This is a genomic window from Citrobacter sp. Cpo074, from assembly GCF_030332745.1.
GTDB classification, from domain to species: domain Bacteria; phylum Pseudomonadota; class Gammaproteobacteria; order Enterobacterales; family Enterobacteriaceae; genus Citrobacter; species Citrobacter portucalensis.
This window is the reverse complement of sequence record NZ_JAOWHG010000033.1, coordinates 645442-662685: the sequence shown is the minus strand read 5'-3', so window position 1 is coordinate 662685 and position 17244 is coordinate 645442. Positions and strand designations below refer to the sequence as shown.

Below are 17244 nucleotides of genomic sequence, written 5' to 3'. Positions count from 1 at the left end.
CTTATGAAACTAAAGACCACATTGTTCGGCAATGTTTATCAGTTTAAGGATGTTAAAGAGGTGCTGGCAAAAGCCAACGAACTGCGTTCGGGGGATGTGCTGGCAGGAGTGGCCGCAACCAGTTCGCAGGAGCGCGTGGCGGCCAAGCAGGTACTGTCGGAAATGACGGTGGCGGATATCCGCAATAACCCGGTGATTTCCTATGAAGAGGACTGTGTTACTCGTCTGATTCAGGATGACGTCAACGAGACGGCCTATAACCGTATCAAAAACTGGAGTATCAGCGAGCTGCGCGAGTACGTGCTGAGCGATGAAACCTCCGTTGATGACATTGCGTTTACGCGCAAAGGGTTAACGTCGGAAGTGGTCGCTGCGGTAGCAAAAATCTGCTCTAACGCGGACCTGATCTACGGCGGTAAGAAAATGCCGGTGATCAAAAAGGCCAATACCACCATCGGTCTGCCGGGCACCTTCAGCTGCCGTTTGCAGCCGAACGACACCCGTGATGACGTGCAGAGTATTGCCGCACAAATCTACGAAGGGCTGTCCTTCGGGGCGGGCGATGCGGTGATCGGCGTAAACCCGGTAACAGATGACGTGGAAAACTTAAGCCGCGTACTGGATACCGTGTACGGCGTTATCGACAAATTCAACATCCCGACCCAGGGCTGCGTACTGGCACACGTGACTACCCAGATCGAAGCGATTCGTCGCGGCGCGCCGGGCGGGCTGATTTTCCAGAGTATCTGCGGTAGCGAAAAAGGCTTAAAAGAGTTTGGCGTTGAGCTGGCCATGCTGGATGAAGCGCGCGCAGTGGGCGCTGAGTTCAACCGTATCGCCGGGGAAAACTGCCTGTACTTCGAAACCGGGCAAGGGTCTGCACTTTCCGCGGGCGCGAACTTCGGCGCCGATCAGGTGACGATGGAAGCGCGTAACTACGGGCTGGCACGCCACTATGATCCGTTCCTGGTGAACACCGTGGTGGGCTTTATCGGGCCGGAGTATCTCTACAACGACCGTCAGATTATTCGCGCGGGTCTGGAAGATCACTTTATGGGCAAGCTGAGCGGCATCTCAATGGGCTGCGACTGCTGCTACACCAACCATGCTGATGCTGACCAGAACCTTAACGAAAACCTGATGATTCTGCTCGCCACCGCTGGCTGCAACTACATCATGGGCATGCCGCTCGGTGACGACATCATGCTCAACTATCAGACCACCGCCTTCCATGACACCGCGACCGTGCGTCAGCTGCTGAACCTGCGTCCGTCGCCGGAGTTTGAACGCTGGCTGGAAACCATGGGCATTATGGCAAACGGTCGCCTGACCAAACGGGCGGGCGATCCGTCACTGTTCTTCTGATGACGCGGGGATGACACACGATGGATCAAAAACAGATTGAAGAAATTGTACGCAGCGTAATGGCGTCAATGGGTGAGTCTCAACCGCAGGCTCAAGAACCGTCAGCACCAGCAAAATGCAGCACCACGCAGTGCGCCGCGCCGACCGGTGAAAGCTGCGCGATGGACTTAGGCTCAGCCGAAGCCAAAGCGTGGATTGGCGTTGAGAATCCGCACCGTGCAGAGGTGCTGACTGAACTTCGCCGTAGCACCGCTGCGCGTGTATGTACCGGTCGTGCCGGTCCTCGTCCGCGTACCCAGGCGCTGCTGCGTTTCCTGGCTGACCACTCGCGTTCGAAAGATACGGTATTGAAAGAAGTGCCGGAAGAGTGGGTAAAAGCCCAGGGGCTGCTGGAAGTGCGCTCGGAAATCAGCGACAAAAACCTGTATCTGACGCGTCCGGATATGGGGCGTCGTCTGAGTGCGGAAGCCATTGAAGCACTGAAATCACAGTGTGTAATGAATCCGGATGTGCAGGTGATTATTTCTGATGGCCTGTCTACCGACGCGATTACCGCGAACTATGAAGAGATCCTGCCGCCGCTGTTGTCGGGCTTAAAACAGGCCGGATTGAAGGTCGGGACGCCGTTCTTTGTTCGCTATGGGCGCGTGAAAATCGAAGATCAGATCGGCGAACTGCTGGGTGCAAAAGCGGTGATCCTGCTGGTTGGTGAACGTCCGGGCCTCGGCCAGTCGGAAAGTCTTTCTTGCTATGCCGTCTATTCGCCGCGTGTGGCGACCACCGTTGAGGCTGATCGTACCTGTATCTCGAACATTCACCAGGGCGGTACGCCACCGGTTGAAGCGGCGGCGGTGATTGTGGATTTGGCCAAGCGCATGCTGGAGCAAAAAGCATCCGGCATCAATATGACCCGTTAAGGAGGCATCATGCCAGCATTAGATTTAATTAGACCTTCAGTCACCGCAATGCGTGTGATTGCCTCGGTAAATGACGGTTTTGCCCGCGAACTTAAATTACCGCCACATATACGTAGCCTCGGACTCATCACAGCAGATTCTGATGACGTGGCGTATATTGCCGCAGACGAAGCGACAAAACAGGCAATGGTCGAAGTGGTTTATGGCCGCTCGCTGTATGCCGGTGCGGCGCACAGTCCCTCTCCAACATCGGGCGAAGTGCTGATTATGCTCGGTGGACCAAACCCGGCCGAAGTTCGCGCGGGTCTGGACGCGATGGTGGCCAATATTGAAAGCGGGGCGGCATTCCAGTGGGCGAATGACGCAGAAGATACCGCCTTCCTGGCGCATGTGGTTTCGCGTACCGGTTCGTATCTCTCCGCAACCGCGGGATGCCGACTGGGCGATCCGATGGCGTATCTGGTAGCACCGCCGCTGGAAGCGACATTTGGTATTGATGCCGCGCTGAAATCTGCCGATGTACAACTGGTGACCTATGTACCACCGCCGTCAGAAACTAACTATTCAGCCGCGTTTTTGACCGGTAGCCAGGCCGCTTGTAAAGCCGCATGTAACGCCTTTGCCGATGCCGTTCTGGATATTGCCCGTAATCCAATCCAGCGCGCGTAAGAGAGGTAGTGATGATCAATGCACTGGGATTACTGGAAGTGGATGGCATGGTGGCTGCCGTGGACGCGGCCGATGCCATGCTGAAAGCCGCGAACGTGCGTCTGCTTAGCCACGAAGTGCTCGATCCTGGTCGGCTGACGCTGGTGGTGGAAGGCGATCTGGCGGCATGCCGCGCAGCGCTGGATGCTGGCAGTGCAGCCGCAGCGCGTACGGGCCGTGTTATCAGCCGTAAGGAAATAGGCCGGCCGGACGATGACACCCAGTGGCTGATCGGCGGTTTTAAACGCCAGCCGAAGAAACCTGAACAGAAGCCAGAAGCGAAAACAGAAGTGAAACCAGAGAAGACACAGGACGCCCCAGTGACGTCTGAATCCTCTGCCCAACTTCTGACGCTGTTAGCATCGGTCCGTCAAGGAATGACGGCAGGGGAAGTGGCGGCCCACTTTGGCTGGTCACTTGATGAAGCCAGAAATGCGCTGGAACAGCTCTTTTCTGATGGAGCGTTGCGTAAACGCAGTAGTCGCTACCGCTTAAAAAATTAACCTGTCGGAGGGCCGGGGGCTTCGTTGAAGCTTCCGGCTTAAAAGATCATGAAAAAGAACCGTACTGCAAACTTGCACCATCTTTATCATGAAGTATTACCCGAAGACGTTAAACTGACGCCGAAAGTGGAAGTGGACAACGTTCACCAACGGCGAACAACGGATGTGTATGAGCACGCGCTGACGATTACCGCCTGGCAGCAGATCTACGACCAGCTGCATCCGGGAAAATTTCATGGCGAGTTCACGGAAATCCTGCTCGATGATATTCAGGTGTTCCGTGAATACACCGGACTGGCGCTGCGCCAGTCGTGCCTTGTCTGGCCAAACTCATTTTGGTTTGGCATTCCGGCCACGCGCGGCGAGCAGGGATTTATTGGTACCCAGTGTTTGGGTAGCGCTGAAATTGCCACCCGCCCAGGCGGGACGGAGTTTGAACTGAGTACGCCGGATGATTACACCATTTTGGGTGTCGTCATTTCGGAAGAGGCCATTGCTCGTCAGGCCAACTTCCTGCATAACCCGGAAAGGGTGCTACATATGCTGCGCAATCAGTCGGCGCTGGAAGTTAAAGAACAACACAAAGCCGCGCTATGGGGCTTTGTGCAGCAGGCGCTGGCGACGTTTAGTGAGAATCCTGAAAACCTTCACCAACCCGCGGTGCGTAAAGTGTTAGGGGATAACCTGCTGCTGGCGATGGGCACCATGCTGGAAGAAGCGCAGCCGATTATGACTGCGGAAAGCATCAGCCATCAGAGCTATCGTCGCTTGCTGTCACGTGCGCGCGAATACGTGCTGGAAAATATGTCAGAGCCGCTGACCGTGCTCGACTTATGCAATCAGCTGCACGTTAGCCGCCGGACGTTGCAAAACGCCTTTCACGCGATCCTCGGTATTGGCCCGAATGCCTGGTTGAAACGTATTCGGCTGAACGCCGTGCGCCGTGAGTTGATAAGCCCATGGTCGCAGAGTGCGACGGTGAAAGACGCCGCCATGCAGTGGGGATTCTGGCATTTAGGGCAGTTTGCCACCGACTACCAGCAGCTGTTTGCGGAGAAACCATCGTTGACGCTGCATCAGCGTATGCGCCAGTGGGCATGATGAGATTATTGTGCCGGATGCGACGCTAACGCGTCTTATCCGGCCTACGGGTTTGCCTTTGTTGTAGGCCGGATAAGCGTAGCGCCATCAGGCAATTACACCCAGTCGCGGACCTGAATAAACTCGCTAAGGGCAGCTTCCGGGCTGTTCGCTTCCGGCTGCCAGTCATACTCCCAGCGTACCAGCGGCGGCATCGACATCAGAATCGACTCCGTGCGTCCGCCGGTTTGCAAACCGAACAACGTGCCGCGATCCCACACCAGATTAAATTCCACATAGCGCCCACGACGATAAAGCTGAAAATTACGCTCGCGCTCGCCCCAGCTCATCATTTTGCGGCGTTCGACGATGGGCAGATACGCCTCGGTGTATCCTTGACCTACCGCCTGCATAAAAGCGAAGCAGTGGTCGAAATCAGGGGTATTCAAATCATCGAAAAACAGCCCGCCAATGCCGCGCTGCTCGTTGCGGTGCTTGAGGAAGAAGTAGTCATCGCACCACTTTTTGTAACGTGGATACACGTCATCGCCAAACGGCTGGCACAGATCCCGCGCCGTGCGATGCCAGTGAACCGCATCCTCATCAAATCCGTAGTAGGGCGTTAAGTCAAAGCCGCCGCCAAACCACCACACGGGATCGGCCCCCGGTTTTTCCGCGATAAAAAACCGTACGTTGGCATGACTGGTTGGAATGTAGGGATTCTGCGGGTGCACCACCAACGAGACGCCCATGGCTTCAAAACTGCGCCCGGCAAGCTCCGGGCGATGTGCGGTAGCCGAGGCCGGCATTGCATCGCCGTGGACGTGGGAGAAGTTGACGCCTGCTTGCTCGAAAATACCGCCGTTACGCAACACCCGACTGCGCCCGCCGCCACCCGCTTCGCGTTGCCAGTTATCCTCAACAAATTCGCTGCCGTCTACGGTGGATAACTGCTGACAAATCTCATCCTGCAGGCTGAGCAGGAACTGTTTTACGCGCTGTGCATCGGGCTTCATGGTTAACGTTTCTTCGAGTGTGCTTTCTGGTTATCAAACCAGTGGAAATAGCTGATGATGCCATTGGCGATAGCGGTGGCGATTTTCTGACGAAACGCCGCCGTACCCAGCAATCGTTCTTCTTCCGGGTTGGTGATGAACGAGGTTTCGACCAGGACCGACGGAATCGAAGGTGATTTTAGCACCACGAAGGCGGCCTGTTCCGTGCTGCGACTGTGCAGACGGTGTACCGGCTTGATCTTCTTAAGAATATGCGAGCCTAACGTCAGGCTGTTTTTTATGGTGTCAGTTTGCACCAGATCGAACAGCACCTGCTGCAACAAATGATCTTTATCAGTGGCCTTCTTTCCGGCGACTTCATCGGCCCGGTTTTCACGATCGGACAGATATTTCGCCATGGCGCTACTGGCACCGCGATTGGATAAGGCAAAGACCGAAGCACCCGCAGCGCTCGGATTGGTAAAACCGTCGGCGTGGATCGACATGAACAGATCGGCACCATGTTTGTGGGCGATCTCGACGCGATCGTAGAGCGGAATAAACGTATCGCCGGAGCGGGTCAGGCGTGCATCAATCCCTTGGTTACGTAGGATCGAGCGCACGTTTTTGGCAATAGCCAACACAACGTGCTTTTCTTTCGAGCCGTTGCGACCAATTGCGCCGGTATCAATCCCTCCGTGCCCCGGATCAAGGACAACAACGCGCTTAGCACCGGATTTTTTCGCTTTCGGTTTGCTGTGTCCATTGCTGGTCTTTAGCGCTTCTTCTTTAGCGATGGCTTGTGACATGCCTGACAGCGTCAGGGCGGCCAGCCCGGCTTTCAGCACCTGGCGGCGCGATGTGAGTGTTTTTAGTGGTTTAAAAGTGCTCATACGGCCTGAGTTGTAAAAAAAAGGTTCTAAACGTTATATCGTATCGCGTAGTCCGTTGCGACGGATCGAGATAAGAATTGTTTTACTTTTCATTTCAATACGTGACAATTCCGTATTATGCCATTTTTTCCGCCGCTTCGCGTCAGATATTGGCTAAATCAGCCGTTCGCGCCATAATCGCTTTTTAACGTCCTGAAAAGGTACCCAATACCATGGAAATACGCGTTTTTCGCCAGGAAGATTTCGAAGAGGTGATCACCCTCTGGGAGCGTTGTGATTTGCTGCGTCCATGGAACGACCCTGAAATGGACATCGAACGTAAAGTTAATCATGACGTCAGCTTGTTCCTCGTTGCTGAAGTGAACGGCGAGGTGGTCGGCACGGTGATGGGCGGATACGACGGGCATCGCGGTTCCGCCTATTACCTGGGCGTGCATCCTGAGTTTCGCGGACGCGGTATTGCCAATGCGCTGCTCAACCGGTTGGAGAAAAAGCTCATTGCCCGCGGTTGTCCGAAGATTCAAATCATGGTGCGTGACGATAACGACGTCGTACAGGGCATGTATGAACGTTTGGGCTATGAACATGCGGATGTACTCAATCTGGGCAAGCGTTTGATCGAAGATGAAGAGTACTGAGTTTCATCCGGCCGACTATGACGGTCATGGGCGTCTGCGCCTGCCTTTTCTCTTCTGGTGCGTACTGCTGTTGCAGGCACGCACCTGGGTTTTGTTTGTGATTGCCGGTTCTTCCCGTGAGCAGGGCAACACCTTGCTGAATCTGTTTTATCCCGATCATGACGCATTCTGGCTTGGGTTGCTTCCCGGCGTTCCCGCCGTGTTGGCGTTTTTACTCAGTGGGCGACGCTTTGCGTTTCCGGTGCTCTGGCGCTGGCTGCGCGGATTATTGATTCTCGCTCAACTGGTGCTGCTGTGCTGGCAGCCGGTGATGTGGCTGGCAGGCGATCCTCTCAATGGCGTCGGGCTGGCGCTGCTGGTGGCGGATATTGTCGCGCTGATCTGGCTGTTAACCAATCAACGTCTGCGCGCCTGTTTTTCCCTTGAGAAAGAATAACGGCACTTTTTGGGGAAACCGGACTCCAAGCAACGTTGATAAATAAGGAAGGAAGTGAAATGAAATCACTGCGTTTGACTTTATGCGCGATGCCGCTGCTACTGGCCGGGTGTTCAACGTTGTCCTCGGTGAACTGGTCTGCCGCCAATCCGTGGAACTGGTTTGGTTCTTCAACGCAGGTCACAGAGCAGGGCGTAGGAGCGTTAACGGGCGCTACGCCGCTGGATGAAAAAGCCATTGCTGATGCGCTGGACGGTGATTACCGCCTGCGTAGCGGAATGAAGACCGATAACGGTAATGTGGTGCGCTTCTATGAAGCGATGAAAGACGACAAGCTGGCGATAGTCATCAACGGCAGCCAGGGAACCATCAGTCGTATTGATGTATTAGATCACGATATTTCGTCAGCCGCGGGTGTCGAAATCGGTACACCGTTTAGCGACCTTTACACTAAAGCTTTCGGTAATTGCCAAAAAGCAACCGGAGATGACAGCGCGGGCGTTGAGTGTAAAGCTGAAGGAAGTCAACATATTAGCTATATTTTTTCCGGTGAATGGAGCGGGCCTGAGGATATAATGCCGTCTGACGACACGCTGAAAGCGTGGAAAGTAAGCAAAATTATCTGGCGGCGTTAATTTGCGTCTGAACAAATCGGCTTGTTAAAAAAACAGGTAGAATAGCGCCCATCAATGCCACGATGTCGTGGCATCTTTTTTTCAGGAGGAACAATGTCTCAGGTTCAGAGTGGCATTTTGCCAGAACATTGCCGTGCGGCGATTTGGATTGAAGCCAATGTTAAAGACGACGTTGATGCCCTGCGTGCGGCCAGCAAAACCTTCGCCGATAAGCTGGCGACCTTTGAAGCTAAGTTCCCGGATGCGCATCTGGGCGCGGTTGTCGCTTTTGGCAACAACACCTGGCGTGCATTGAGCGGCGGCGTCGGTGCTGAAGAGTTAAAAGACTTTATCCCTTACGGTAAAGGTCTGGCACCAGCAACCCAATATGACGTGTTGATCCATATTCTCTCTTTGCGTCATGACGTGAATTTCTCCGTTGCACAGGCGGCAATGGAAGCATTTGGCGACTGTATTGAAGTTAAAGAAGAAATTCACGGTTTCCGTTGGGTCGAAGAGCGCGATCTCAGCGGCTTTGTTGACGGTACGGAAAACCCGGCAGGCGAAGAAACGCGCCGTGAAGTTGCCGTTATCAAAGATGGTGTGGATGCCGGTGGCAGCTATGTGTTTGTGCAGCGTTGGGAACATAACCTGAAGCAGCTTAATCGCATGAGCATCCATGACCAGGAAATGATGATTGGTCGTACCAAGGAAGCCAACGAAGAGATCGACGGTGATGACCGTCCGGTCACCTCTCACCTGAGCCGTGTTGACCTAAAAGAAGACGGTAAAGGGCTGAAAATTGTGCGCCAGAGCCTGCCATACGGTACTGCCAGCGGCACGCATGGTCTCTATTTCTGCGCCTACTGCGCTCGTCTGCACAACATTGAACAACAATTGCTGAGCATGTTTGGTGACACCGACGGTAAGCGTGATGCGATGCTGCGCTTCACCAAACCGGTAACCGGCGGTTATTACTTTGCACCGTCGCTGGACCGTTTAATGGCGCTGTAATGGTGAGCTGAGCCTGTTATCGGCCACGAAATAGACATCCCCGCATCGTCGGGGATTTTTTTTACCTGAGATTAACCTGATTTAGTGAGCTATTCCTCAGCACTAATTTGTTATTGCTGTATCTTCTGCGTGAATGAAGCGAAGGCTTCATATTCAAAAGGAGAATATTGAAATGGGAAAACTCACGGGCAAAACAGCATTGATTACGGGCGCATCTCAGGGTATTGGCGAGGGTATCGCCAGAACGTTTGCCCGCCATGGTGCGAACTTAATCCTGCTGGATATCTCCGATGAGATTGAAAAACTGGCGGATGAGTTGGCTGGGCGAGGGCACCGTTGCACAGCTGTTCACGCTGACGTCAGAGATTTTGCGTCGGTCAAGGAAGCGGTGACGCGCGCGAAGCAGATTGAAGGCAAAATCGATATTCTGGTGAACAATGCCGGCGTATGCCGCCTCGGCAACTTCCTTGATATGAGCGATGAAGATCGCGATTTCCACATTGATATCAACATTAAAGGCGTCTGGAACGTGACGAAAGCCGTTCTGCCGGAGATGATTGCGCGCAAAGATGGGCGCATCGTGATGATGTCATCGGTGACCGGCGATATGGTTGCTGACCCGGGCGAAACGGCCTACGCGCTGTCGAAAGCCGCGATCATCGGTTTGACCAAATCCCTGGCGGTAGAATATGCGCAGTCCGGCATTCGCGTGAATGCCATTTGCCCGGGCTACGTTCGTACGCCGATGGCGGAAAGCATTGCGCGTCAGTCTAACCCGGAAGATCCTGAATCCGTTTTAGTCGAAATGGCGAAAGCGATCCCGATGCGTCGTCTGGCCTGCCCGCTTGAGGTCGGTGAACTGGCGGCGTTCCTGGCATCGGATGAGTCCAGTTATTTAACTGGCACGCAAAACGTGATTGATGGCGGCAGCACCCTGCCTGAAAGCGTTAGCGTCGGCGTCTGATTGATGCCGGTCTCCTCCCCATGTGCTGGGGAGGAGGTACCCCTTATTCTCTTTTCAACTTTCAAATCATCAAACGGTATATAAAACCGTTACTCCTTTAGCACTGGTTATAAATATGATGACCATAAGAAAGTCATTTAATTTATAAGGGTGCGCAATGGCCGTTAACTTACTGAAAAAAAGAACACTGACGCTGGCAGCCATGCTGTTGCTGGTGGGGCAGGCGCAGGCAACGGAACTACTGAACAGTTCATACGATGTTTCCCGCGAGCTGTTTGCCGCCCTTAATCCGCCGTTTGAACAACAATGGGCGAAGGATAACGGCGGCGACAAACTGACGATTAAACAATCTCATGCCGGGTCATCAAAACAGGCGTTGGCGATTTTGCAGGGGCTGAAAGCTGACGTCGTGACCTATAACCAGGTGACCGACGTGCAGATCCTGCATGACAAAGGCAAGCTGATCCCTGCCGACTGGCAAAGCCGCCTGCCGAATAACAGTTCGCCATTCTATTCCACCATGGCGTTTTTGGTGCGTAAGGGCAACCCGAAGAATATCCACGAATGGAACGATCTGGTTCGCCCGGACGTGAAGCTGATTTTCCCGAACCCGAAAACCTCCGGTAACGCACGCTATACCTATCTGGCTGCGTGGGGCGCGGCAGATAAAGCGGACGGTGGGGATAAAGCTAAAACCGAACAGTTCATGACCCAGTTTCTGAAAAACGTGGAAGTATTTGATACCGGCGGTCGTGGTGCAACTACCACCTTCGTGGAGCGCGGTCTGGGCGACGTACTGATTACCTTTGAATCGGAAGTGAACAATATCCGTAAACAGTACGAAGACCAGGGCTTCGAAGTGGTGGTGCCGAAGGTCAACATTCTGGCGGAGTTCCCGGTGGCCTGGGTAGATAAAAATGTGCAGGCCAACGGTACTGAAAAAGCGGCGAAAGCTTACCTGAACTGGCTGTACAGCCCGCAGGCGCAAACCATCATTACCGATTTCTACTACCGCGTGAATAACCCGCAGGTAATGGACAAGCTGAAAGATAAATTCCCGCAGACCGAATTGTTCCGTGTGGAAGATAAGTTTGGCTCGTGGCCTGAAGTGATGAAAACGCACTTTGTCAGCGGCGGTGAGCTGGACAAACTGCTGGCGGCGGGGCGTAAGTAAATGTTTGCTGTTTCTTCCCGACGCGTGCTGCCTGGCTTCACTTTGAGCCTGGGCACCAGCTTACTGTTTGTCTGCCTGATATTGCTGCTGCCGCTGAGCGCGCTGGTGATGCAACTGGCGCAAATGAGCTGGGCGCAATACTGGGATGTGATTACCAATCCGCAGGTGGTGGCGGCTTATAAAGTGACGCTGCTGTCGGCGTTTGTGGCGTCGATTTTTAACGGCGTGTTCGGTTTGCTGATGGCGTGGATCTTAACCCGCTATCGCTTTCCGGGTCGTACGCTGCTGGATGCGCTGATGGACCTGCCGTTCGCACTGCCTACGGCGGTGGCAGGTCTGACGCTGGCGTCACTGTTTTCGGTTAATGGCTTCTACGGCGAGTGGCTGGCGAAGCTGGATATCAAGGTGACCTACACCTGGCTCGGTATCGCGGTAGCGATGGCCTTTACCAGCATTCCGTTTGTGGTGCGTACCGTGCAACCGGTACTGGAAGAGTTAGGCCCGGAATATGAAGAAGCAGCTGAAACGCTCGGTGCTACGCGCTGGCAAAGTTTCCGTAAAGTAGTGCTGCCGGAGCTGTCTCCTGCGCTGGTGGCGGGCGTTGCGCTGTCGTTTACCCGCAGCCTCGGTGAGTTTGGCGCGGTTATTTTTATCGCCGGAAACATCGCATGGAAGACGGAAGTGACCTCGCTGATGATTTTTGTTCGCTTGCAGGAGTTTGACTACCCGGCCGCCAGCGCGATTGCTTCTGTGATCCTCGGGGCGTCGTTGTTGCTGCTGTTTTCAATTAACACTCTGCAAAGTCGCTTTGGTCGACGTGTGGTAGGTCACTGATGGCAGACATTACCCAATTGAAACGCTATGGCGCACCCCGCATCAACTGGGGGAAATGGTTTCTGATCGGCACGGGCATGCTGGTCTCCGCGTTTATTTTGCTGGTGCCGATGATTTACATCTTCGTGCAGGCGTTCAGCAAGGGATTAATGCCGGTATTACAGAACCTGGCGGATCCGGACATGCTGCATGCCATCTGGCTGACGGTGCTGATTGCGCTAATTGCGGTGCCGGTGAACCTGGTGTTTGGTGTGTTGCTGGCCTGGCTGGTGACCCGTTTTAACTTCCCAGGACGCCAACTACTACTAACGTTACTGGATATTCCATTTGCTGTCTCGCCGGTGGTCGCCGGTCTGGTCTATCTGCTGTTTTACGGCTCTAACGGCCCGCTTGGTGGGTGGCTGGATGAGCATAACCTGCAAATTATGTTTGCCTGGCCGGGGATGGTGCTGGTGACAGTGTTCGTGACCTGTCCGTTTGTGGTGCGTGAGCTGGTGCCGGTGATGTTAAGCCAGGGCAGCAATGAAGATGAAGCGGCTGTGTTGCTGGGTGCATCCGGCTGGCAGATGTTCCGCCGCGTTACGCTGCCGAATATCCGTTGGGCATTGCTGTACGGTGTGGTGTTGACCAACGCCCGTGCGATTGGTGAGTTTGGCGCGGTGTCAGTGGTTTCCGGCTCGATTCGCGGCGAAACCTTATCGCTGCCGCTACAGATTGAATTACTGGAGCAGGACTACAACACGGTCGGCTCCTTTACCGCCGCGGCGCTATTAACGCTGATGGCGATTATTACCCTGTTTTTGAAGAGCATGTTGCAATGGCGTCTGGAGAACCAGGAAAAACGCGCGCAGCAGGAGGAAAATCATGAGCATTGAGATTGCCAATATTAAGAAGTCTTTTGGTCGCACCCAGGTGCTGAACGATATCTCGCTGGATATTCCTTCAGGTCAGATGGTCGCGCTGTTGGGGCCATCCGGCTCGGGCAAAACCACGCTGCTGCGCATTATTGCCGGGCTGGAACATCAGTCCAGCGGGCATATCCGTTTTCACGGTACCGACGTCAGCCGATTGCACGCCCGCGACCGTAAGGTGGGGTTCGTGTTCCAGCACTATGCGCTGTTTCGTCATATGACCGTTTTCGACAATATCGCGTTTGGTCTGACGGTCCTGCCACGGCGTGAGCGCCCGAATGCGGCGGCCATCAAAGCAAAAGTGACCAAACTGCTGGAAATGGTTCAACTGGCTCATCTGGCGGACCGTTTCCCGGCACAGCTCTCCGGCGGGCAAAAACAGCGCGTGGCGTTGGCGCGTGCGCTGGCGGTAGAGCCGCAGATCCTGCTGCTCGACGAACCGTTTGGCGCGCTTGATGCGCAGGTGCGCAAAGAGCTGCGTCGATGGCTGCGCCAGCTGCATGAAGAGCTGAAATTTACCAGCGTGTTTGTTACCCACGATCAGGAAGAAGCAACGGAAGTCGCAGACCGCGTGGTGGTGATGAGTCAGGGTCATATCGAACAGGCTGATGCGCCGGATCAGGTATGGCGCGAACCGGCTACTCGTTTCGTCCTGGAATTTATGGGTGAGGTTAACCGCCTGCAGGGGACGATTCGTGGCGGCCAATTCCATGTGGGCGCACACCGCTGGCCGCTGGGTTATACGCCTGGCTATCAGGGACCGGTGGATCTGTTCCTGCGCCCGTGGGAAGTGGACGTGAGCCGTCGTACCAGCCTGGATTCGCCGTTGCCGGTACAAGTGCTGGAAGCCAGCCCGAAAGGACACTACACCCAATTAGTTGTGCAACCCCTGGGGTGGTATAACGAACCGTTGACGGTAGTCATGCAGGGCGATGATTCCCCTGGCCGCGGCGAACGTCTGTTTGTCGGGCTGCAAAATGCGCGCCTGTATAACGGCGACCAGCGTATTGAAACGCGGGAAGAGGAACTTGCCCTGGCGCAAAGCGCCTGATAGGTTAATTCGTATAGTTATCATCCGGTGGCGCTGCGCTTACCGGGCTTACCAGGTGCAGCATGACCTGTAGGCCGGGTAAGTACAGCGCCACCCGGCATTTTTATTGAGCTGAAAACGTGAACACATTAGAACAAACAATTGGCAATACGCCTCTGGTGAAATTACAACGTCTGGCGCCGGATAACGGTAGTGAAATTTGGGTCAAGCTGGAAGGCAATAATCCCGCAGGTTCGGTGAAAGACCGCGCCGCGTTGTCGATGATCGTCGAAGCGGAAAAGCGCGGAGAAATTAAGCCAGGCGACGTGCTGATTGAGGCGACCAGCGGTAATACCGGAATTGCGCTGGCAATGATCGCCGCGCTGAAGGGCTATCGCATGAAGCTGCTGATGCCAGACAACATGAGCCAGGAGCGCCGTGCGGCGATGCGCGCCTATGGTGCCGAGCTGATTCTGGTCACCAAAGAGCAGGGGATGGAAGGCGCGCGCGATTTAGCCCTTGAGATGGCGCAGCGGGGAGAAGGCAAGCTGCTGGATCAGTTTAATAATCCGGATAACCCGTACGCGCATTACACTACCACCGGACCGGAAATCTGGCAGCAGACGTCAGGTCGTATTACCCACTTTGTCTCCAGTATGGGAACGACAGGCACCATTACCGGTGTGTCGCGTTTTCTGCGTGAGCAAGAAAAAGCGGTCACTATCGTTGGCCTGCAGCCGGAAGAGGGCAGTAGTATTCCGGGAATTCGCCGCTGGCCTGCGGAATATATGCCGGGCATTTTTAACGCCTCGCTGGTGGATGAGGTGCTGGATATTCATCAGAACGATGCGGAAAACACCATGCGTGAACTGGCCGTTCGCGAAGGGATTTTCTGTGGTGTCAGTTCTGGTGGCGCGGTAGCGGGGGCGTTACGTGTGGCGCGCGCGACCCCGGGAGCGGTGGTGGTGGCGATCATCTGCGATCGCGGCGATCGCTACCTTTCAACCGGCGTGTTTGGCGAAGAGCACTTTAACCAGGGATTAGGGATTTAGTTTTCAGCCTGATAACCATAGCACTATCAGGCAAACGTACGGCACGAGCGCCGGATGACGACGTAAAGCGTCTTATCCGGCCTGCCATAATCAATCGTTACGTTTTTCCACAAGCTTATCAAGGAATTGCCACAGTTTCTCATTCATCTGCTGATAATCCCATGCTCGCATCTCTTCAACGGAACGGATGAAACGCTTGCCTTTAGCTTCCGCCAGTTCTTGTTCGGAGTGTTGAATAAGCCCTTCTATAGCATCAGCCGTAAACTCCATATGGCACTGAAAACCATAAACAAAATTACCGTATTGCACGATTTGTCGTGGGCAGCCCTCGCTGGCAGCAAGAATGGTCGCCTGGTCGGTTAATCCTGGCATGTCGTTGTGCCAGTGACCGACGGTAAGCGGTGAGCCGAAATGGCTGAACAGCGGGTGCTGTTGACCGGCTTCGGTCAGAACGATGGGGTAGTGACCAATCTCTTTTTCCGGACTCTGGCACACCTTCGCACCCAGCGCTTCGCCGATTAACTGTGAACCCAGGCAGATCCCCACCACAATTTTACGTGCCGCAATCGCCTGGTTGATCAGATGCTGCTCGGCCTGAGAATCAAAGTACGGGCACTCTGCCAGCGTGGTTCGTGGTGACTGCGGACCGCCAAACACCACCAACATATCGAAATCATCGGCGTTCGCAGGGACCGCTTCTCCGGCATAAACGCGCGACCAACTGACGCTATAGCCGCGTGATTCGGCCCACGGCAGATACGCGCCAGCAGATTCGAAAGACTCATGAATAACAAAATGAACTCGCACTTTTTCTCTCCTGTTAGCGTTTTAGCGCCTGATGAATATCAGCCGCCAGCTTATCAATGTCGCTGTCAGTTAAGGTTGACAGCGTAATACGCAGGCCGTGGGCAGGCGTGTTGACGCCAAACACTTCGCCTTCCCGCACCAGCCAGCCGGACTTTGCCAGCGCAAAAGCGATCGCTTGGCTGTTATCTTCCAGCGGTAGCCACATATTCAGACCGTCACCAACGGGCAACTCAATGCTATGTCGCCGCAGTGCTGCCGCCAACGTTTGCTGCTGGGCGGCGTAAAACTGCTGAGTTTGCGCCAGCGTGTGTTGATAAATCTCGTCACTCAGGCAGGCGCAGGCCAAATCCTGCAGCAGGTGGCTGACCCACTGACTGCCGGAGTTGAGCCGTAAACGTAGCTTCCCTGAAGTGAGCGGATCGCTGGCCACAATGGCCAGGCGTAAATCCGGACCTAACGTTTTTGACATCGAACGGACAATCGCCCAGTGCGTGGTTTCCTTCGCAATCACCGGATACCAGTGGCAAGCAGATAGCAGCGCAAAGTGGTCGTCGACGATCACCAGCGCCTGCGGATAGCGGGCCAGGATTTCCTGCAATTGTGCCGCGCGTGAGGCGCTCAGGCTGCATCCTGTCGGGTTATGCGCGCGCGGTGTCAGAATCACCGCCCGCGCGCCTTTCTGTAGCGCGAGTTCCAGTTGGTCCGGCAGTATGCCTTCGTGGTCAACATTGGCCGGACTGGCGGAGAAACCAGCATAACGCAGCATGTTGATGCTGCTCAAAAAGCATGGATCTTCTACGACAACGCTATCTCCAGGCAGTAAATGGGCGCACAGTAGCCGTTCGATAGCATCAATGGCGCCGCTGGTGATATCAATTTCCCCTTTGCCGGGCATTGCATTTTGCATCCATTGTGATGCCCATACCCTAAGCCCTGGTGAAACAGCGGCATCGCCGTACAACCGCGGATTCTTATTTATCTTCGCGAAATAACTACTCAGGTCAGGAAGACGCGAGGGCGCTGGATTACCGCCGGAAAGATCGATAAGCGGGGTATCCGGATTACCACCTTCCAGCGCAACGGGGGCATTGATCCCCTTAATCACCGTGCCGTTGCGTCCCAGGCTCTGCGCCAACCCGGAGGTGACCAGGCGTTTGTAAGCCGCCGCGACAGTATTACGGTTCACGTTTAATTCCGTTGCCAGTTCCCGCACTGGTGGCAACGTTTCTCCCGCTGCCAGCGTGCCTGTAGCGACATGTTGACGGATACTGTCAAAAATTTCGTTAGCGGTTTTTCCGTCGATCATTAT

General features: G+C 54.7%; 19 protein-coding genes. 15 read left to right on the top strand and 4 right to left on the bottom strand.

What is annotated here, in order from left to right; translation table 11 throughout:
• Positions 1-3: 3 nt before the first annotated feature.
• The 5 genes from eutB to eutR are packed head-to-tail and all read left to right on the top strand — an operon-like array spanning position 4 to position 4594.
• Positions 4-1365, top strand: a complete 1362-nt coding sequence (gene eutB / locus OGX83_RS17550; RefSeq protein ID WP_003038029.1) for an ethanolamine ammonia-lyase subunit alpha — start codon at positions 4-6, stop codon at positions 1363-1365.
• A 20-nt stretch (positions 1366-1385) separates the two neighbouring features.
• Positions 1386-2282, top strand: a complete 897-nt coding sequence (eutC, locus tag OGX83_RS17545) for an ethanolamine ammonia-lyase subunit EutC (protein ID WP_008785418.1) — start codon at positions 1386-1388, stop codon at positions 2280-2282.
• Between the two features lie 9 nt (positions 2283-2291).
• A complete protein-coding gene (eutL, locus tag OGX83_RS17540) occupies positions 2292-2951 on the top strand; it encodes an ethanolamine utilization microcompartment protein EutL (protein WP_003838537.1) in 660 nt (219 codons plus the stop codon).
• 11 nt (positions 2952-2962) lie between these two features.
• On the top strand, positions 2963-3493 hold the full coding sequence (gene eutK, locus OGX83_RS17535) for an ethanolamine utilization microcompartment protein EutK (protein ID WP_003835033.1): 531 nt from the start codon (positions 2963-2965) through the stop codon (positions 3491-3493).
• Between the two features lie 48 nt (positions 3494-3541).
• Positions 3542-4594, top strand: a complete 1053-nt coding sequence (eutR, locus tag OGX83_RS17530; protein ID WP_003835032.1) for an HTH-type transcriptional regulator EutR — start codon at positions 3542-3544, stop codon at positions 4592-4594.
• A gap of 95 nt (positions 4595-4689) precedes the next feature.
• Here eutR and hemF read toward each other — a convergent pair whose 3' ends face one another.
• Complete coding sequence (hemF, locus tag OGX83_RS17525) at positions 4690-5589, bottom strand: oxygen-dependent coproporphyrinogen oxidase (protein ID WP_048224960.1); 900 nt, start codon at positions 5587-5589, stop codon at positions 4690-4692.
• Between the two features lie 2 nt (positions 5590-5591).
• A complete protein-coding gene (gene amiA / locus OGX83_RS17520; RefSeq protein WP_003038046.1) occupies positions 5592-6461 on the bottom strand; it encodes an N-acetylmuramoyl-L-alanine amidase AmiA in 870 nt (289 codons plus the stop codon).
• A gap of 212 nt (positions 6462-6673) precedes the next feature.
• On the opposite strand from amiA, the gene OGX83_RS17515 reads away from it, so the two are divergent.
• The 10 genes from OGX83_RS17515 (at position 6674) to cysM (ending at position 15128) form a co-directional block, all read left to right on the top strand.
• Positions 6674-7099 (top strand): GNAT family acetyltransferase, encoded by a 426-nt coding sequence (locus OGX83_RS17515; protein ID WP_003038048.1) that lies wholly within the window; start codon positions 6674-6676, stop codon positions 7097-7099.
• Entirely contained in the window at positions 7086-7535 is a 450-nt protein-coding gene (locus tag OGX83_RS17510) for a DUF2919 domain-containing protein (protein ID WP_008785415.1), read from the top strand. Before OGX83_RS17515 ends, OGX83_RS17510 begins: the two co-directional genes overlap by 14 nt.
• A gap of 59 nt (positions 7536-7594) precedes the next feature.
• Complete coding sequence (locus OGX83_RS17505; RefSeq protein ID WP_048215807.1) at positions 7595-8170, top strand: RpoE-regulated lipoprotein; 576 nt, start codon at positions 7595-7597, stop codon at positions 8168-8170.
• 93 nt (positions 8171-8263) lie between these two features.
• Positions 8264-9163, top strand: a complete 900-nt coding sequence (gene yfeX / locus OGX83_RS17500; RefSeq protein WP_286588742.1) for a porphyrinogen peroxidase — start codon at positions 8264-8266, stop codon at positions 9161-9163.
• A gap of 172 nt (positions 9164-9335) precedes the next feature.
• Positions 9336-10127, top strand: coding sequence for an SDR family oxidoreductase UcpA (gene ucpA, locus OGX83_RS17495; RefSeq protein WP_003835020.1), 792 nt, complete (start codon positions 9336-9338; stop codon positions 10125-10127).
• 157 nt (positions 10128-10284) lie between these two features.
• The gene (gene cysP / locus OGX83_RS17490; RefSeq protein ID WP_003835019.1) at positions 10285-11301 is read left to right on the top strand and encodes a thiosulfate/sulfate ABC transporter substrate-binding protein CysP; all 1017 of its coding nucleotides are present in this window, start codon (positions 10285-10287) and stop codon (positions 11299-11301) included.
• The gene (gene cysT, locus OGX83_RS17485) at positions 11302-12135 is read left to right on the top strand and encodes a sulfate/thiosulfate ABC transporter permease CysT (RefSeq protein ID WP_003038061.1); all 834 of its coding nucleotides are present in this window, start codon (positions 11302-11304) and stop codon (positions 12133-12135) included. It abuts the gene before it with no gap.
• Positions 12135-13010, top strand: a complete 876-nt coding sequence (cysW, locus tag OGX83_RS17480) for a sulfate/thiosulfate ABC transporter permease CysW (protein WP_003038064.1) — start codon at positions 12135-12137, stop codon at positions 13008-13010. Before cysT ends, cysW begins: the two co-directional genes overlap by 1 nt.
• The gene (cysA, locus tag OGX83_RS17475) at positions 13000-14097 is read left to right on the top strand and encodes a sulfate/thiosulfate ABC transporter ATP-binding protein CysA (protein ID WP_048234762.1); all 1098 of its coding nucleotides are present in this window, start codon (positions 13000-13002) and stop codon (positions 14095-14097) included. The genes cysW and cysA overlap by 11 nt, the downstream gene beginning before the upstream one ends.
• A 119-nt stretch (positions 14098-14216) precedes the next feature.
• Positions 14217-15128, top strand: a complete 912-nt coding sequence (cysM, locus tag OGX83_RS17470) for a cysteine synthase CysM (RefSeq protein ID WP_003835014.1) — start codon at positions 14217-14219, stop codon at positions 15126-15128.
• Positions 15129-15218: 90 nt separating this feature from the next.
• Here the strand turns inward: cysM and OGX83_RS17465 are convergent, their stop codons facing one another.
• Both OGX83_RS17465 and ptsJ read right to left on the bottom strand, forming a co-directional pair.
• Positions 15219-15935 carry a type 1 glutamine amidotransferase gene (locus OGX83_RS17465; RefSeq protein ID WP_071446817.1) on the bottom strand — a complete coding sequence of 239 codons (717 nt, stop codon included), beginning with the start codon at positions 15933-15935 and terminating at the stop codon, positions 15219-15221.
• A 13-nt stretch (positions 15936-15948) separates the two neighbouring features.
• On the bottom strand, positions 15949-17241 hold the full coding sequence (ptsJ, locus tag OGX83_RS17460; protein ID WP_286588740.1) for a MocR-like B6 salvage transcription factor PtsJ: 1293 nt from the start codon (positions 17239-17241) through the stop codon (positions 15949-15951).
• Positions 17242-17244 lie beyond the last annotated feature (3 nt).

Excerpts from the sequence above, each read along its gene's own strand:
- eutB (WP_003038029.1), top strand. The coding sequence starts at position 4 with ATGAAACTAAAGACCACATTGTTCGGCAATGTTTATCAGTTTAAGGAT.
- eutC (WP_008785418.1), top strand. The coding sequence starts at position 1,386 with ATGGATCAAAAACAGATTGAAGAAATTGTACGCAGCGTAATGGCGTCA.
- eutL (WP_003838537.1), top strand. The coding sequence starts at position 2,292 with ATGCCAGCATTAGATTTAATTAGACCTTCAGTCACCGCAATGCGTGTG.
- eutK (WP_003835033.1), top strand. The coding sequence starts at position 2,963 with ATGATCAATGCACTGGGATTACTGGAAGTGGATGGCATGGTGGCTGCC.
- eutR (WP_003835032.1), top strand. The coding sequence starts at position 3,542 with ATGAAAAAGAACCGTACTGCAAACTTGCACCATCTTTATCATGAAGTA.
- hemF (WP_048224960.1), bottom strand. The coding sequence starts at position 5,589 with ATGAAGCCCGATGCACAGCGCGTAAAACAGTTCCTGCTCAGCCTGCAG.
- amiA (WP_003038046.1), bottom strand. The coding sequence starts at position 6,461 with ATGAGCACTTTTAAACCACTAAAAACACTCACATCGCGCCGCCAGGTG.
- OGX83_RS17515 (WP_003038048.1), top strand. The coding sequence starts at position 6,674 with ATGGAAATACGCGTTTTTCGCCAGGAAGATTTCGAAGAGGTGATCACC.
- OGX83_RS17510 (WP_008785415.1), top strand. The coding sequence starts at position 7,086 with ATGAAGAGTACTGAGTTTCATCCGGCCGACTATGACGGTCATGGGCGT.
- OGX83_RS17505 (WP_048215807.1), top strand. The coding sequence starts at position 7,595 with ATGAAATCACTGCGTTTGACTTTATGCGCGATGCCGCTGCTACTGGCC.
- yfeX (WP_286588742.1), top strand. The coding sequence starts at position 8,264 with ATGTCTCAGGTTCAGAGTGGCATTTTGCCAGAACATTGCCGTGCGGCG.
- ucpA (WP_003835020.1), top strand. The coding sequence starts at position 9,336 with ATGGGAAAACTCACGGGCAAAACAGCATTGATTACGGGCGCATCTCAG.
- cysP (WP_003835019.1), top strand. The coding sequence starts at position 10,285 with ATGGCCGTTAACTTACTGAAAAAAAGAACACTGACGCTGGCAGCCATG.
- cysT (WP_003038061.1), top strand. The coding sequence starts at position 11,302 with ATGTTTGCTGTTTCTTCCCGACGCGTGCTGCCTGGCTTCACTTTGAGC.
- cysW (WP_003038064.1), top strand. The coding sequence starts at position 12,135 with ATGGCAGACATTACCCAATTGAAACGCTATGGCGCACCCCGCATCAAC.
- cysA (WP_048234762.1), top strand. The coding sequence starts at position 13,000 with ATGAGCATTGAGATTGCCAATATTAAGAAGTCTTTTGGTCGCACCCAG.
- ptsJ (WP_286588740.1), bottom strand. The coding sequence starts at position 17,241 with ATGATCGACGGAAAAACCGCTAACGAAATTTTTGACAGTATCCGTCAA.